The following is a 16,349-nucleotide window of genomic DNA, read 5'->3' on the forward strand; positions in this document are numbered from 1 at the left end:
CCAACTAACAAACAATGTCCTTTACAAAATACAGAAATCAAAACATCCTGCACAGTGTCGTTCTGTCCCACAATTACTTTTCCAATTTCAGAGTTACCAGGACAAACGTCAAATTATGATTTCAGTTTACAATATGGTGCAGTTTTTTCAAATATAATTAACTCAATTGCTATTGAAGGCAGTTGCTATATACCAACCTTTATCAATGTAACATCGTCAACTGAATTAGTTGGAGGAAGTAAGCAGATAACGTTCACAACAAACATTCCTTTCCCTTTCCAAGTTCAGTTGAGTGGAAACAGGTTATACCCAGAGTTTGCATTTTTCTTCCCAATTGAAGTTACAGCAAGCGGAACCACAATAACAGTTACAGGAATTCCACTGGGACCATGGGCATATCATTTACAATCGAATTTCACAATATCTAATGAATTTTACTAATGGCAGACAAAAGAAAATTACTCGAACTCGATATTGATGTAGAAAGCATCATCGCAAAATCTGTACAATTAAAAACTACGCTTGATAGTTTGAGAGTGGAACAGGATCTTCTTAAAAAATCAGGAGATACAAATTCAGATACCTATGTGAAATTGGCTGCTCAAATTTCCAAAACATCCGCTGAATATAATATCAATCAAAAGCAATTGTCAAACCTTGCACGGGTCAATGGCGAATACTTGACGATTAACCAAAAAGTAGGATTGAGCTTGGATAAAGAAATTAATTCTATTACCGAAGCAAGAGTCAATAATATTGAGTTGTTGAAAATTAGAAACGAATTGAATTTATCCAAGAAAGAAGAAAAAGCATTAGCAGATGAAATCAACGCAAAGCTGGACACAAACAACAAATTCATCAAAGAAAATGTTTCAGGATACGAACAGCAAAAAATAGGTATAGGAGATTATAAAACAGCCATCGTTGGAGCACTTCAAGAAACAGGATTGTTTGGCGGACAAATTCAAAACATAACCCAATTCACAAGCAACTTCAAAGGAGTATATTCTAAAATGAATGCGGAATTATCCAGCAGCATATCTCAAATTAAAAATGCTGGAGCAGAAACAGACGGACTTGGTAAAGCACAAAAAGCTGGAGTTGTTGCTACCGAAGCTGGAACTGGAGCATTGCGTATTTTCAAATTGGCGCTGGCTGCCACTGGAATAGGTTTGCTAATTATCGGAGTTGGTTTATTGGTGAATGGACTTTCAAAGTTAGATCCTATCATGGATTCAATCGAACAGGCAACAGCTGGTATTGGTGGAGCAATTGACAAAGCAAGTCAAATAGTAGTGAAATTCGTTTCAAACATTACTAGTATTGGAGATGCCTTTTCTAAAATAGGCAATCTAATTTTAAACCCTATTGATAGTATAAAAAGCTTTACTAAAGAGGTTGGTAATGCGGCAACTGCTGCAGCAAAATTAAAAGAAGCTGAACAGGAACTGGGAGATTTAAAAGATATTTATGAGGTTAGAAATAAAAATATTGAAAGTCAAATCAACCTTGACAAAATCAGATTAAAATCTAAAGACCTTACTTCAAAAGAAGAAATTGAAATTGAAAAAAGAATTAACTCCAACTTTGAAAAATTATCAGCAAATAGAACTGAAGTAAATAATAAGACTTTAGACTTGTCTTTAAAAAATGCTATAAACACGGCTCAGGAATTGAATAATGTGGACCAAAAAAGGCTTGAAAATTCTATTCGATTAGGCGATTTAGCTGTCGCAAATCAATTATTAAACAGCGGAAAAATCACAACTGATGCTTATAACAAATTGAAAGAAGGAGTTAACTCAGTAGTAGATTCCACCAATCAAGAAGCAGAAGCTAGAGAGCGCGCACAGGACAAAATAGAAAAAGCACAAGCCAAAGCTGAGGCAAATGCACAAGCAATTGAAGCAGCTGCACAAAAAAGAAGAGACGAAGCGGCTAAATTAGTTGATGCCAGCATTGCAAAAAGCAAAACAGAACTAGATTTATTCATAGCTCAACAAGGAATACGTGCCAAATCACTAGAAGATAGTTTAAAGCTAGAGGAACAAATTCGAGACAAGAAACTCGCTATTGCTAAAAAAGAATTTGATTCCAAGAAGATTACTCAAACTGAATTTGAGTTGCAGTCTTTAAATATTAAAAATGAATTTCTTAAAAAACAAGCTGATATAACTGTTGCAAATGCCGAAATAGAATTAAAGTCATTTATTGATAACAACAAATCTAAACTTAACGGTAATCAATTTTTAACAGATGAATTAGTAATTCAGGAATTAGATCGCATTAACAGAGTTTCAGAAGCAGAAGCAGCTTACCAAACCAAACGTTTGGAGACTGGGAAAATCAATGCTCAGCAATATGCCGATGCTATAAAAGCTATTGACGATAAAGTAGAAGAAGAAAATAATGCGGTTAAAGATGCTAAAATAGCGGCCGATTTAGAAAAACAAGCTATTGATTATGAAAATAAATTACTGGCATCTGAAAATGAATTTGCAAATAGACAGGCTGAACTTGATGCTAGTTTAGCTCAAGAGTTAGCCGCTGCAGAAAAGAGTGGAGCAGATAAAAAATTAATTGCTGAAAAGTACGCGACATTTCAAAAGCAATTAGATAAATCTATGAAAGATTTTAAACTCAGTCAAGAGTTGGAAATTGTTCAAGGCATCAAAGGACTTTTCGGAGAAAAAACAATATTGGGAAGAGCTGCAGCACTTGCTGAAATTGGAATTACAACTTACACGAAAGCATCGGCAGCATTTGCACAAGCGGCTTTATTTGCAGCAAACCCATTAACCGCACCTTTAGCAACAAACGCATACATTCAAGGCGGAATTATTATAGCAGGAGGTGCGGTTCAAGCGGCTAAAGTAGCTGGAGTAAAATTAAAAGACGGAGCTGTAGATATTGACGGACCAGGATCTACAACATCAGACAGCATTCCTGCATTGTTATCAAGAGGCGAAAGCGTAATTAATGCTGAATCGACAGCAAAATTCAAACCATTGCTTACTGCTATCAATGATGGAGTTGGTATTAATTTTTCAATTCAACCTTATCCATCATCAGTAGCAAACACATACAACAATAATCAAGCATCACAAAGTATTGATTATGATTTGTTGGCTTCTAAAATTGGAGTAAATGTAGCTAACGCAAATCTTAATCTACCAGCTCCAAGAATAGCAATAGAGGATATCAATTACGGTCAAGATAATTACGCACAAGTAGTTAATGGAGCAAATTTTTAAGCAATGAGTAAGGTAGATGACATCATAAACGGCTGGGGAAACTATCTCAAAGGAAGTGATCCTACTACTTTAAAATTAGCAAAGGAAAGAGCAGCTATCTGTTCAGATTGTCGAACTGCAAAGCACGGAGTTCATACAGCAATTTTACCAGACTATTCTATTTCGGAAATTCAAGGGATGTATTGCAGCAAGGATTTAGGAGGTTGTGGTTGTCCACTATCCACAGCAGTTAGAAGCAAAAATTATAAATGTGTAAAAGGTAAATGGTAATATAATATATTACCTAAATTTAGTATATTTGAAAATGCTATACACCGAAATCAAACGTAAAATCAGGGAAGTAAAAGAGCTTACTAATCTTGGATTAATTAATCCAACTTGGATTCGGAATATAGAAGTGTTTGAGCAGTTTCATTATTATAGAGATATTGATAATACTAAACAAGACGCTTATGTTTTAACCGGAGAGGATTTCGGAATAAGTTGGCAAAGCGTTAGAAAAGCAGTTACAGATTTGTCTAAATAAAAAAAAGGAACTAGTGATAGTTCCTTTTAAATTTTCTATTAGCTTCAAATTCATCTCTTGTCAATACCTTTTCAATTGGAAACCCATCTCCTTTTGTTCGCATCCACTTTTCATAATCATCATAATTTTTATCATTCCACATCCTTGCTTTTTGTTCAATTATGTATGGGTTAGAATCTTCTTTAATTTTATTTCGGTTTAAATAATTGTGCAATTTATTGCACATAACAATAACAAATTTTACCCACAAGTAGCAAGCTGCAATTAAAATTAATCCTCCTATTATCATTAGTATAACCATTAGACAAATATAACTAAAAAACGTTAGTTAAAAAAATTAAGGTGTCAAAGTAAATTTGTGGTAATATATTATATTACTAAAATGTCAAAATTTTTTAATTCACTTCCAAACTTCAACTCATCAACTGTAAATGTTGATCGGGAAAATGGCATTCTAAAAAATACCTGCATTGCGCAGTTTGGAGAAAACAAAAACGATTCTTTTTTTGATGAATTGTTTTTGGCCGACATAGTAAAATTAGGCAACCAAGCCGATGGTATTAAATCTCGCTTTGGTCATCCTAACATGTGTGGAAACTCTTTTGGTAGTTTCATTGGCCGCTACAAAAATTTCAGTATTCAGAATAACAATGTTTTTGCCGATTTGCATTTAGACCCAATCACCAAAAAGACACAAGTCGAAGGCAAGGGAATTATGATGTTTGATTACATAGTAGACATGGCAGAATCTAATCCTGATATGTTCGGAAATTCAATTCACATTTATTCTGAATGCTATGAAAAAGAAATTGATGGCAAAATGCAAATGCTTCATAAGCTAGACAAATTCAAAGCTTGTGATTTAGTAGATGAACCAGCTGCAACCAGTGCGTTATTTTCAGACACAAAAGATTTAGGAGTTGTTGTTACCCAATTCCTAGATGACAATCCTCAAATTTTCAGCACCATTTCAAAACAACCGGAAATCATTCAAGACTTCTTTGAGCGATATGCCAATTATTCAAATCGTAAATCCTTAATCAATTTTAATATGAACTTTTTAGACAAACTTAAAAAGAAGTTCAGCGAGAAAAAAGAGGGCGAAACTTTCGATATAGACATAACCCTTGCGGATGGTTCTATCGTTACTGTAGTCACAGAAGCTGAACAGCCACAAGATGGCGACCAAGTTACCGACGATGCTGGAGCAGCAGTTGGTGACGCTGAACACATATTGCCAGACGGTAGCTCAATTGTAACCGTTGGCGGTGCAATTACTGAAATCAAAGAAGCTGCACCGGCAGATCCAGCAGGAGAGCCAACCATGCAAGAAGTGATGAATTCGGTAAACGCAATGACAAAATCATTTTCTGCAATGACAAAGAAATTTGAATCTGCACAAAAAGACAACGAAGGAGCATTTGAATTACTAGCGGACCAATTTTCAAAAGTTGACAAGCGAGTAACCGATATGGGTAAAACCATTAAATCAAAGTACGAAGTTCCTCCTGGAGAAGAAGGCAGACCTAAAGGTAAAACTAGCGGGTATGATGCAGATGCAGTAGCTGAAGCAAGAAAAAAAATTAACGAAAAAAAGAAATAAGAAATGGGATTAGTAGCCGATTTTAAAGATTTAGCGACAAGTGATCGCTTTATCCAAGACACAAGAGAAATCGTAATGAACGATTTATTCTATGAGCCAACTGAAAACTTCTTTACCATTGTTCCGGGTATTAAAGGAGGTCAGCAAGTAGCTGCAATGAAAGGATTTGAATACATTACTAAAGCATCAGCAGGATGTGGAGGTAATGGTATTTCTCCTGATTTCCCAGCGTTCTCACAAAAATGGAATCCAAAATTAGCTGAGGTTAAATTGGAATATTGTTATGCTGATTTCGAAAACTCATTCTTACAATGGGGTTTGAATAATGGATACAAAAGAAAAGACCTTACTGGAACTGAAATGGCTTTGTTCATTCAGGACCTGGTATCTAAAGCAATGGCTTTGGATTTGCAACGTATCGCTTTGTTAAGTGATTCTGGAATTGCGGCACAGGACATTTTGACTGATGAAGTTGTAAAAGCTCCTTTCTATAACATTATAGACAAAGGATTGATTCCAACGCTCCAGTACTTGAAAACGCTGCCTGAGTTCGCTAGTAACTTCGTAGCATTAGACAAAAACACTGGAACCGCAGCTGTTCAATTGGCTTTGGCCGATGACTACGCAGTGAAATTGTATGAGTCATTGATTCTTGAATCGTATGATTTTGATGGTGACATCTTACTTTCTTCTAACAGATTAGCATTGAACTATGATGCATTCTTGAGAAGAGGAAACGGGTACAACATTCAAGGGAACTTGGATGCTACTCAAAATGGAGTTGCGGGCGCAAAAGTTGCAGGGCAAGCAGTTACTGCAATGAAAAATTATGATCGTTGGAAAAAAACAGATTTTACAACTGGTGCTCCAGCTACAATTCACTTGCCACACGTTGCATTGTTCACTAAAAAAGAATACTTGCAAATTGGTATTGACGACACTGCCTCTCTTCAAGATTTAACCCTTGAATACATCGGGGGTTCTGAAGAGAAATTTTGGATTAAAGCCAATTATATGGTTGATTTCAAAATGACAAATCCTTATGCCTTAAAAGCGGCTCTTTAAATAATCAAGGGAGTGTAAAAACTCCCTTTAAAATATAGAAATTATGGCAGATTGCGATGGAAAATTAGCGGGTGAATTCGTAAAAAAATGCGGATACAGACCGAAACAAGGGATTGCTAAAAAATGGTACTTCAATTGGGAGGATGTCGACAGAGTTGGCACTCAATTAGCCAACAAAGGCACAAAAATAACAGTACTAGTTTTAAAAATTGGTGCCAAATTATACGCTGCACAAGGAAATAATAAAACAAGCAAAGGCAAACACGCCCTTTCTGTTTTAGACTTTGGAAATGGATACACCCACACTGACAATTTCACAATTCTTTATCATGGAGAAAATGAAAGAGAAAGAGTTCAGGAGTTAGTAGAAGGTGGTAGAGTTGGAACCATTGTTCAAAAAGTTGATACTGGTATTAATGGCGAGTTATCTTTTGAAGTTTTCGGTTATGAAAGTGGAATGACAATCATCGAAGATAACTATGATTCTAATGCTAATTCAGGAACTGTGGCAATAGCTGTAGCAACAGAAAAAGGAGAGGAAGAGGCAACTGGTAAAAAATTATTTTTATTAGCTGCTGGAGTTGTTGCTACCGAAGCTTACATAATAGCCAATACTTATGTCGCGCCAGTTATCCCTTAACGAAAAAGAAATTCTAGAACAAATTAGGGATGCAACTTATGAAACTTTGACGAGAGGAAAAGACGAAAAAGGCATCCCTTTTTTAAAACACATTTTCGAACTGCACTACAAGATTTTCGGAGAAACGTGTTCCAATTGTCCTGATAAAATATCAGGATACATTCAAAAATTAAAAAACTTTAATCCAATCAAAAAAATGGAAACTACAAAAACATTCCAATTAAAAGAAGGAGTTATAATTCCAGTTGCTGGTACTTCTGATGCTTATAGCAATGCTAATCTTACTGATGAAATTGCTTTGAAATTATTGTCTGACAATCCAAACAGAAAAATACTGTTTGAAAAATTACCAGAGAACCTAGATGATTTAATCGATGAAGGTGTCGAAGTGAATTTAGATCCTGAAGTATTGACTTTTGGAGAAAAAACGTTGACCATTGAAGAAGCTTTATCGCTACTTGAGAAAATTAATGTGATTTCAAAAGCTACAACTGTAACTGGCGTTTTGAAAAAAATAGACTCGCTTACAGCTGAGCAAAAAATAGATTTTCAAACTTTAGTAAATGACTTTGTAGCGTAAACTAAATAACAATGAAATCTAAAATTGTAGAGTCATACAAAGAGGAGAAACTTGAGGTTTTCAATAAAAGATTAGGGGTTATCTTCCACGGTGAGGATAACCTCAAATCGCTTATTGTAGAAAACCTAATTGATAGTTCGCCAACTGCTTTTCAATGTGCATGGCTTTATGAGAGCTTTCTTGGAGGCGCTGGTTTTGAAATTGATTTATCTGAAGTGAATTTGTCCGATGATGAATTTGACAAGCAAAACCCAAACAACTTACTTTTCGATGCTTGTGAAGTTATCTCAAGACATCAGGGTGTATTTATCAATGTGGGTTATAATGCCAACTTTGAAAAAGATAGTTTCAAAATTATTCCTTACACACTTTGCAAAGTAGGTAAAAAAGACAGCAACGAATATTCAGGAAAGATTTTGGTTTCAGCTAAAGGTTGGGGTAAATCTTTGAAGAAAGAAGAGATTGATATTTTCGATGTTTACAATCCACGCCCGGATGTTATTCAGGCGCAAGTTGAAGCAGCTGGAGGTTGGGAAAATTATAAAGGTCAGATTTTCTTTTTCAAACTTTCCAGAAAAAATACTTATCCAAAATCATTGATTGAAAGAGCGTACACTTTTGCGGACGTGGAAAACCAATTGGGTTTGTACTACAATGGTACCGTAAAAAGAAGTTTTGAAAACATTACCTATATCAGACATAGAAAGTTTCCAAACAAAACTGACGAGGACCAATTTCACGAAAACATAAAATCACTTTCTGGAGTAGAAAACGCAAGTTCGAAATTAGTAATCGAAGATGATTGGGATGATGAGAGAGACACATCGGGCAACTTCAAATTTGATACAATCAAAAATGAAGTTAAAGCAGAAAAGTATTTGCATTTTGAAACATCATCATCTAACTACATCCGAAAAGCATTTAAGAACATTCCACCACAGCTGATTGATTTCATTGCTGGGAAACTGGGTAATACTTCGGGTAAAGATTTGATAGCAGCTCAATCGATTTATAACTCATCCATTTCAAAAGACCAGGAGAAAGTAGAAATGCTTTTCAAAGAATTGTTCCGGAACTATAAAAATGATATAAATGTCGCGAACAATTGGACAATCAAACAATATTCATTGTTGGATGATGGTACCGTAAATTATGATGAAGTTCCAACAGAAACAGAAGAAGACTTATCTAAAAAAGAAATAAGAACAGCACAAGCTACTTTGCGTGGAAGTGTTGGAGGTGTAACAGCAGTTTTACAGATTCAAACATCGGTAGCTTTGAAAACAACAACTTACGATGCTGGAGTAGCAATGTTAGAAAACATCTTTGGATACCCAACTGATGTAGCCAAAAGAATGTTAGGAAATCCAGAACCAATCCAAAACCCTATTCCAAATGCCAATCCTATTAATTAATAAAGCAAAAGTTGCCGAAAAGTTGCAAGTAGCTATTGGATATTCCGATATGGAATTCAACGCATTCATAAATGAAGCACAGGAGTTTGATTTTAAACCATTGGTTCAAGAAGATTTTTACTTTGATTTATTGGCAAAAAAAGCAGATGCGCCGTATGTAGAATTAATAGATGGTGGAAATTATGATTACAAAGGGCGCACTTACAATTTTCAAGGAATCGCAACAGTGCTTTCTTATTTTGCTTTCGCAAGATTCAAATTGAATTCTAGTGCCGTATCAACCTCTCACGGATTTGTGGTAAAAACAACACCAAATTCAGAGCCTTTAAGTTTGGCAGAAAGAAAAAATGATTATTACGAAAAGCAAAGACAGGCTAATTTGATGATGGAAGATGTAGTGAAATTTATTCAAAGAAACATAACAGATTATCCGAGTTGGAACGCTTCTCAAAATTGCAATTCAGTTACAAGTAATGGTTTTAAAACTAAAGTGATCCAATGATAGTAATTCAAAACATAGATTCACAAAAATTTTTATTAAATGGAATTCCATACTTAAAGAATTTCATGCCTCATTATGTTTCCGGGAAATTAAGAATTGTAAATGTTTATGACACGAAATTTGAGCTTGTACCATTTAAAAGCGCTAGTGAATTGTCAATAGATGGAATTGTCTATGCCACAATATCAGAGGCACAAGAAGCTTTGTTGCCGGTTATCTATACAAGGAATTCTTTAGGAGGTGTAATTGCAGCGGTTGAGGATAGAATCGTCAATGGCGTTACTACCATTGCTCCAAGCCAAAACATAGTTTTTGACGAATTTAAAAAGATTGAAGATAGGTTAGACAATAAAGATTATTTAGAGTCAGACACTGGATTTTATTTATTTGGTCAGGACTTGACAATGTTTGCAGATTGGAAATGGGTAATAAACGGAATTGAATATTCTAATCCTGCTAATGTTGTTATAAACATTCCTTTGGCATCTTCAGGATATTCAAGAATTGATTTAATCGTTTGCAATGCGTTGAATGGATTTACAAGAGTTCCCGGAACAGAAAGTTTATTTACTCCAGCTGCCCCTTTGTTGCCAGAAAACACGATCGAAGCTACTTTTTTTACGGTTACTGATGGTGTCGTTGGAGTTCCTGTCATTCCCAAACCGAAAGGTTACGTTACTTCGGTTAATTCGCGAAAAGGAGATGTAATATTAACAAAACAAGATGTTGGTTTAACATACGCTGAAAATACCAGCGATTTAGACAAAGTTATTTCTAATGACACACAGGCCGCTTTGGATTTAAAAGTTGATAAAGACGGCACCAAAGTTCTTTCAGACAATAACTACACCGATTCCGAAAAAAACAAACTGGCCAGCATCGATGCCACGCATTATTTGCCGCCACTTCAAACGACAGTGCAGTTATCAGCTTTGCCACAAGCAACTATTTCCGACAAAGCGAGGGTATATGTCGAAAATGATTTAGCGGATTATTTCTATGATGCAACGGCATCTAGTGGAGACATTGCACCAAATGACCAAGTTGGAGGAATTGGATTTTGGCGAAAAGTAGCCGTGGGCGGTGAAACGGCAGCAAGTATCAAAACGAAATATGAAAGCAACGCTGATACCAACGCTTTCACGAATGCCTTAAAAGCAAAATTAGATTCCATTACAGAAATATTCACGACCGCCTTGAAATCGTCTTACGATGGTGTTGTTACGGGATATGCTGCATTAATGGCAACTGGTTCCAGACTTATCACGAGTGGTGAAATCACAAAACTTGGTAACACAAGTGGAACGAATTCAGGAGACCAAGATTTAAGTGGATTGTCATTAAAACCTATCCAAGTTCCAGCGCAAGTATTAGCAATAGCGGGATGGACACTTGTTGGCGGTTATTATGAATATAATTTGGCAAATGCAAACATAACAGCAGTTTCGATTGTGGATGCAATACCTAACAACTCATCAATCGATGTTGTAAAAGCAGCTCAAATTATGCCAACAACTTTATCAGGTGCGGGAACGGTGAAGTTTTACTGTGAAAACTTGCCTACTTCTACTATTACAATAACCTTAAATATCTGGAAATAATGATTGGAAGTTTCAGAAACACAATGGCATCAGGTACATCAGGAGTAGATGATGTTTTGCCAGTAGCTAGACCATATATAAGAACGGCTGATTGGCTTGCAATGCCGTCAGTAGTGGCCGGTGACCAAAAGTTTGTGGGATTGTTTGCGGTTTTCAACAATGATTCGAATTTCTGTTCTTTTCAGTGTGCATCCAATTACACAGTGGATTGGGGCGATGGAACGGTTGAAAATTTTAATGCAAACATCACAGCTTATCATATATTCGATTATAACTATGCAGGATTCGTTGGTACTGAAACCTCGCAAGGTTATAGACAAACATTGATTACAATAACTCCGCAAGCCACATTTAATTTAACGAAAGTTTCTTTGGCTTTTAAACATAACCAAGCCGGTTTACCTGCTGGAATTGATTATGGATGGTTAGATATAAAATTAGCCGGTTCTTATTTAACAACATTTGACTGTGGCAAAACTGTAGTTACAAGTTATTTACTTAGGGAAGTTGAAGTAATAGGTACAGTAGCTTTTACAAATTGTGGTGGAATGTTTCAAAATTGCTATGCTTTAGAAAAAATAAACCTATTCAACACATCTAGCGCAACTGATGTTTCATTTATGTTAGGTAATTGCTATTTGTTAGAAACATGTCCGTTTTTTGATTTTGGTAATGTTACTATTTCTCAAGGAACATTTCAAAATTGCATTTCATTAATTAAAGTTCCTTTTTTTAATCTTGAAAAAGTATGGTATTGTGTTCAAATGTTCGAAGGTTGTGCAAGAATACAAACACTTCCGTTGTTCAATTTTGCATTAATGACTAATTGCCACACGTTTGTTTCTGGTTGTATCAATCTTAGAGAAGCTCCTGCCTGGAATATGTCATTGATTCAGCAATGTTATAATATGTTTATTAATTGCGTAAAAATTAAAAGTTTCCCTCTTTATGATTTGTCGAATGCGTTGAATACTGCTAATATGTTTCAAGGGTGTTATTCAGTCGAATCATTTCCTTTTTTCAATTTAATAAAAGTAACAAACGCTTCTAATATGTTTTATGGATGTAGTAAAGTTGAAACATATCCACTCTATAATTTGGCTAATTGTACTAATTTTTCAGGAATGCACAATGTTAATACACGTCTATTGACCGCTCCTTTTTATGACACAATAAAAGCAACAACTCTATCATCAATGTATAGTAGTTGTATAAACTTGAATTATTGTCCAACATATAATTTAGCTGTATGCAGTGATATTAGTTCGATGTTTTATGCTTCAGGAGTAAAAAAAATGCCTCCATTTATTTTTACAAGAGCTACAAATACAAACAATCTTTTCTTAGGCTCTGGCGCGTTAATCGAGGTTCCTAATATAGATTATTATTATGCTACTTTATCGATTAATGGATTTGCTGTGCGCTCTTTGTCGAAATTTAGAGCGTATGGTTATAGAGATACATTGACATTTACTAGTGCTAAATTATCAAGAAGTGAATTGCAGATTATTATGAATAATTGTGGTGTACCGGCAGACACGACTAAAGTAGTACAAATAACTAATTGTTATGGAGCTGATACACCTGTTTCTAAAACAGGATGTGGAACTATTGCAGGCAGTACAGTTATCACTCAGTCTAATACTTCGTCTTTGCAAGTGGGAATGTTGGTAATAGGAACAGGAATAAGTAGCTCTGTTCCGGTTACAATGCAAGATTCAGGCGATACAGTTACGCTAAATGCTCATGGATTAGCCAATGGAACAAAAATCGCTTTTGTTACTATAGTTAGCACAACAGGCATTGCCGTTAGAACCACATATTTTGTCATTAATGCAACTGCAAATACTTTTCAGCTTTCCTTGACTTTGGGAGGAAGTGTTGTCGCATTGACAACGGATGGAACTGGAACAATTCTGTATGCAAGCTATATCCAATCAATTAACACAAATGTTTCGTACACAATAGACAAGCCGGCATCGGCAACAGGAAGTGTGACATTGGCAAATAGAATACTCGATACAAGTTTGCCAGTTTTGCACGGTTTTACAGTAACAGGATAAATTAAAAATTATGGAAAAAGGTTTTTATAAATTATCGGGAAAACAATTAATATATGGGGAATGGGTTTCCTCAAAAGATTTGTATTTAAGTAAAGAAACAAAAGATGATTTTACATATCCAATTGACGGTTGGTACTATTTTGAAAGCGAAGCTGAAGCGAAAGAGCATTTTGGAATAGTGGATGAAAAAATTAATAAATAAAATAACATATGAACCACATCAAAGAGCACGAGTCGTTATTATCCATCATTGGAAAAGCATTGCTATATATTTTTAGAGACACTTATACGGTAAGTGTTGGAGCTGTAGTAAGCTTTATTGGTTATTTATTGCCCGTAAGAGACATCGTTAATTTATTGATCGGATTTTTTATAGTCGATGTAATATTTGGTTATTGGGCTGCCAAAAAACTACGAAAAGAGCGTTTTTCCGTAAAGATAATTTGGGAGCATACCATTCCTAGAATGCTTGTGTCGGTGGTTTTGATTACGGGAGCATTCACTTGGGATAAAGTCTATGAACAGGATTTCATATCGACATATAAAATAATTGGATGGTTTATTTCGGGTGTGCTCCTTTGCTCAATTGCCGACAATGGCTATCAAATAACGAAGTGGTCAATTTTTCCAAAACTTGGAAAATTGCTGAATGATAAAGTAAAAGAAAGTACTGGACTTGAAATTAATGATGAAAAAAAAGAGAAATTATGAAAAAATTAATTGAAATAGCTGAAAAAGAAATTGGCACAGGAGAAAAACCACTAAACAGCAACAAAACCAAATACGGAAAATGGTTTGGTTTTGATGGCGTGGCTTGGTGCGGAATGTTTGTAAGTTGGTGTTATGCTCAGGCAGGTTTCCCATTGCCTAAAATAGGTTTTTCAAAAGGATATGCCGGCTGCCAAACAGCTGTTGCTTATTTCAAGAAAAACAACCAAACCACGACAGATCCAAAAGAAGGTGATATTGTTTTCTTCGACTGGAACGCCGATGGCCGATATGACCACACCGGATTATTTGTAAAATGGATAGACGAAAACACATTTGAATCCATCGAAGGTAATACGGCAGTTGGCAATGACAGCAACGGCGGTAATGTTATGGTTCGAAAAAGAAACAAGAAAAATGTAATTTTTGTAAATATACCAGTATGAAAAATCAAAACCTAAACCACATCCTGCTTTGGCTTTTCGCCATTGCCATCGGGCTTTTATTGAATTCCTGTGATGTTATGAAAACATCTGAAAAATCAAAATCAGATACTTCTTTAAAGGATAGCTTTGAACAAAGAAGCTTCAGGAAAGGAGACAGTGTTTCTTTTCGCCCGGGAAAAACGGTGTTTAAAGATACAACCATCTATCGTATAACAAAAAATAACACTCGCCTGGAGACAGTATATGATTCAAATGGAAACATCCGGGATATTAATTGTTATACAGACAAAATAGAAGAATTAACTCGAAGAAATATAGCATTAGACCAGTCCTTAAAAGAAAAACAATCCACTAAAAAGGAAGAGTTCGATAGTACATTTATTTTATACATCATTGGAGGGGTTGTGGTTCTGGGAATGTTCGCTTTATTTCTAATGTTCTTGTACATAAAAAAGAATACGGCAGTAGTCACACAATTTTTAAACAAATAAAAATTTGGGTTTTTTGGTTAGTTGGAGTGAGCAGTTCAGAAATGGACTGCTTTCTTTATTTATTCCTGTTTGGCCAGCTATCATTGTGATACTTATCACTTGGTTTACTTTTGAATTTAAACCAAAGCAATCTCCCAACAAAAATAAAAGCCGCTGCCGAAATTATGATGTCTAGTATTGTCATGTGTGCAAATTTATAAATTTAAAAATTGAATGTTTATTTTTTTCAAAGCTTCATTTTTTCGTTTATTTCTACCAACCAAATATACTGTTTCTGTAACATCAGTTTCATGTGATGCCATTCCTTTTGATAAATTCAATGCAGCATCTGATGCTCTGTCTAGTTCATCCAGAAACAAATGTTTCAAAGCATAGAAATCAGCAGTCACATTATATTTATCTTTTACCAATCGCTTCCAACGTAAGCCAATTTGTCGTGGCTGTGTTGGAGTTAATGATGGTTGCAATCCTCTTGTAAACAAATAATCATCCTCATTGGTACATTCTCCTATTATTTCAGTCCAAAATTTTAAAACGTTTGGCAAAATAACCTTGATTACTTCCTTGCTAACGCTACCTTTCAAAATAGTGACTTTATATTCCTGCTTGGCCAGATTAACATCTTTCTTTTGAACTCGAAACAATTCAGCACTTCTTGCTCCGGAGTGAAAGAATATCATTCCATACCTAAAAAATGTATAGTAGTCAGTTTTTAGAATTTTAAATACTTTTTGAAGTTCTGAAACCTCCATAGTTTCACGAATTTTCTTGACTGTTTTTTTCTTTTTGATGTCCTTAATAGGATTGTGAAAAACCATCCTTTTTTCTACTAAGTCTGAAAGTACGATTGATAAATGAGTGAGGTACTTATTATATTCATTTGGTGTCAAATCCAAAGGATCCAACAAATCACGAATGTAGCCACTGTGAATTTCACAGATGGGAAAATCAAGTTTTAATGCAATAGCCGATTTATCCACCTTGGCAACAATTCTTCTAATCTCTTTTATTACACCAGGAGAAACCGTTAATAAAGGATATGCAATTTTGAGAGCTTTAACAAAGTTTAATTTTGGATGTAGCTTTTCTGCTTCCGGTTCCGGTTCTGGAATTGGTTTTACTACATATTTTTTAGTAATCGGGTTATAACCTTTCTCTTCAAATAGTTTAGGTATCTCTTTTAGCCATGTTTCAATCACGGCTTTACGATCTTCCAAAGTTCGGAACCGGTTTAATTTTCTTCTGAAAAGAAACCCTTTTGGGTATTTCTCTTTGAACAATGGATCGTAGAATTTGCATTCTATACGCCAATCAAGTTTCAAAGATTTTTGAGATGTCAATGTTTTCCAGTTCTCTGGATGTACCCATAGGTCGGAGTACGCACAATCGAATAATAAATTTGTTGCCATAATGTAATTACTTTAGGGTTGTCGGTAGGGTTGCCGATTTAAGTAA

19 protein-coding genes are annotated in these 16,349 nt (G+C 35.2%); 16 read left to right on the plus strand and 3 right to left on the minus strand.

The annotated features are described in order from the left end of the window. The 4 genes from RMO53_RS13830 to RMO53_RS13845 all read left to right on the plus strand — a co-directional run. The coding region (locus tag RMO53_RS13830; protein ID WP_310381828.1) for a hypothetical protein at nt 1-441 on the plus strand (441 nt) is incomplete at its 5' end. After that, on the plus strand, nt 441-3,254 hold the full coding sequence (locus tag RMO53_RS13835; RefSeq protein ID WP_310381830.1) for a hypothetical protein: 2,814 nt from the start codon (nt 441-443) through the stop codon (nt 3,252-3,254). The genes RMO53_RS13830 and RMO53_RS13835, both read left to right, overlap by 1 nt. Before the next feature lie 3 nt (nt 3,255-3,257). Continuing rightward, nucleotides 3,258-3,524, plus strand: a complete 267-nt coding sequence (locus tag RMO53_RS13840; RefSeq protein WP_310381831.1) for a hypothetical protein — start codon at nt 3,258-3,260, stop codon at nt 3,522-3,524. A 34-nt stretch (nt 3,525-3,558) separates the two neighbouring features. Beyond that, complete coding sequence (locus RMO53_RS13845; RefSeq protein ID WP_310381833.1) at nt 3,559-3,780, plus strand: hypothetical protein; 222 nt, start codon at nt 3,559-3,561, stop codon at nt 3,778-3,780. Nucleotides 3,781-3,790: 10 nt separating this feature from the next. On the opposite strand, the gene RMO53_RS13850 is transcribed toward RMO53_RS13845, so the two are convergent. Beyond that, nucleotides 3,791-4,069, minus strand: a complete 279-nt coding sequence (locus RMO53_RS13850; RefSeq protein WP_310381835.1) for a hypothetical protein — start codon at nt 4,067-4,069, stop codon at nt 3,791-3,793. Between the two features lie 93 nt (nt 4,070-4,162). Between RMO53_RS13850 and RMO53_RS13855 the strand changes: the two genes are divergently transcribed. From RMO53_RS13855 to RMO53_RS13910, 12 genes are read left to right on the plus strand one after another with little or no spacing between them, the layout of a single operon-like run. After that, nucleotides 4,163-5,383: a hypothetical protein gene (locus RMO53_RS13855; RefSeq protein WP_310381837.1), complete on the plus strand. Its 1,221-nt coding sequence runs from the start codon at nt 4,163-4,165 to the stop codon at nt 5,381-5,383. A 3-nt stretch (nt 5,384-5,386) separates the two neighbouring features. Beyond that, the gene (locus tag RMO53_RS13860; RefSeq protein ID WP_310381838.1) at nt 5,387-6,448 is read left to right on the plus strand and encodes a hypothetical protein; all 1,062 of its coding nucleotides are present in this window, start codon (nt 5,387-5,389) and stop codon (nt 6,446-6,448) included. A 43-nt stretch (nt 6,449-6,491) separates the two neighbouring features. Next, nucleotides 6,492-7,088 (plus strand): hypothetical protein, encoded by a 597-nt coding sequence (locus RMO53_RS13865; RefSeq protein WP_310381840.1) that lies wholly within the window; start codon nt 6,492-6,494, stop codon nt 7,086-7,088. Further along, a complete protein-coding gene (locus RMO53_RS13870; RefSeq protein WP_310381842.1) occupies nt 7,066-7,668 on the plus strand; it encodes a hypothetical protein in 603 nt (200 codons plus the stop codon). Before RMO53_RS13865 ends, RMO53_RS13870 begins: the two co-directional genes overlap by 23 nt. An 11-nt stretch (nt 7,669-7,679) precedes the next feature. After that, nucleotides 7,680-9,083: a hypothetical protein gene (locus tag RMO53_RS13875; RefSeq protein ID WP_310381843.1), complete on the plus strand. Its 1,404-nt coding sequence runs from the start codon at nt 7,680-7,682 to the stop codon at nt 9,081-9,083. Beyond that, nucleotides 9,064-9,585: a hypothetical protein gene (locus RMO53_RS13880; protein WP_310381845.1), complete on the plus strand. Its 522-nt coding sequence runs from the start codon at nt 9,064-9,066 to the stop codon at nt 9,583-9,585. Before RMO53_RS13875 ends, RMO53_RS13880 begins: the two co-directional genes overlap by 20 nt. Continuing rightward, entirely contained in the window at nt 9,582-11,186 is a 1,605-nt protein-coding gene (locus RMO53_RS13885; RefSeq protein ID WP_310381847.1) for a hypothetical protein, read from the plus strand. Before RMO53_RS13880 ends, RMO53_RS13885 begins: the two co-directional genes overlap by 4 nt. After that, the gene (locus tag RMO53_RS13890) at nt 11,186-13,249 is read left to right on the plus strand and encodes a BspA family leucine-rich repeat surface protein (RefSeq protein WP_310381849.1); all 2,064 of its coding nucleotides are present in this window, start codon (nt 11,186-11,188) and stop codon (nt 13,247-13,249) included. Before RMO53_RS13885 ends, RMO53_RS13890 begins: the two co-directional genes overlap by 1 nt. Before the next feature lie 10 nt (nt 13,250-13,259). Then, nucleotides 13,260-13,451, plus strand: coding sequence for a hypothetical protein (locus tag RMO53_RS13895; protein WP_310381851.1), 192 nt, complete (start codon nt 13,260-13,262; stop codon nt 13,449-13,451). A gap of 8 nt (nt 13,452-13,459) precedes the next feature. Next, the gene (locus tag RMO53_RS13900; protein ID WP_310381852.1) at nt 13,460-13,960 is read left to right on the plus strand and encodes a phage holin family protein; all 501 of its coding nucleotides are present in this window, start codon (nt 13,460-13,462) and stop codon (nt 13,958-13,960) included. After that, nucleotides 13,957-14,403 carry a CHAP domain-containing protein gene (locus RMO53_RS13905; RefSeq protein WP_310381854.1) on the plus strand — a complete coding sequence of 149 codons (447 nt, stop codon included), beginning with the start codon at nt 13,957-13,959 and terminating at the stop codon, nt 14,401-14,403. Before RMO53_RS13900 ends, RMO53_RS13905 begins: the two co-directional genes overlap by 4 nt. Beyond that, nucleotides 14,400-14,894, plus strand: coding sequence for a hypothetical protein (locus RMO53_RS13910; protein WP_310381856.1), 495 nt, complete (start codon nt 14,400-14,402; stop codon nt 14,892-14,894). Before RMO53_RS13905 ends, RMO53_RS13910 begins: the two co-directional genes overlap by 4 nt. 55 nt (nt 14,895-14,949) lie before the next feature. On the opposite strand, the gene RMO53_RS13915 is transcribed toward RMO53_RS13910, so the two are convergent. Continuing rightward, nucleotides 14,950-15,078, minus strand: coding sequence for a hypothetical protein (locus tag RMO53_RS13915; RefSeq protein ID WP_310381858.1), 129 nt, complete (start codon nt 15,076-15,078; stop codon nt 14,950-14,952). Nucleotides 15,079-15,088: 10 nt separating this feature from the next. Next, complete coding sequence (locus tag RMO53_RS13920) at nt 15,089-16,303, minus strand: tyrosine-type recombinase/integrase (protein ID WP_310381859.1); 1,215 nt, start codon at nt 16,301-16,303, stop codon at nt 15,089-15,091. Between the last annotated feature and the right edge of the window lie 46 nt (nt 16,304-16,349).

Origin of the sequence: Flavobacterium sp. (assembly GCF_031409475.1) — a bacterium.
Taxonomy (GTDB): domain Bacteria; phylum Bacteroidota; class Bacteroidia; order Flavobacteriales; family Flavobacteriaceae; genus Flavobacterium.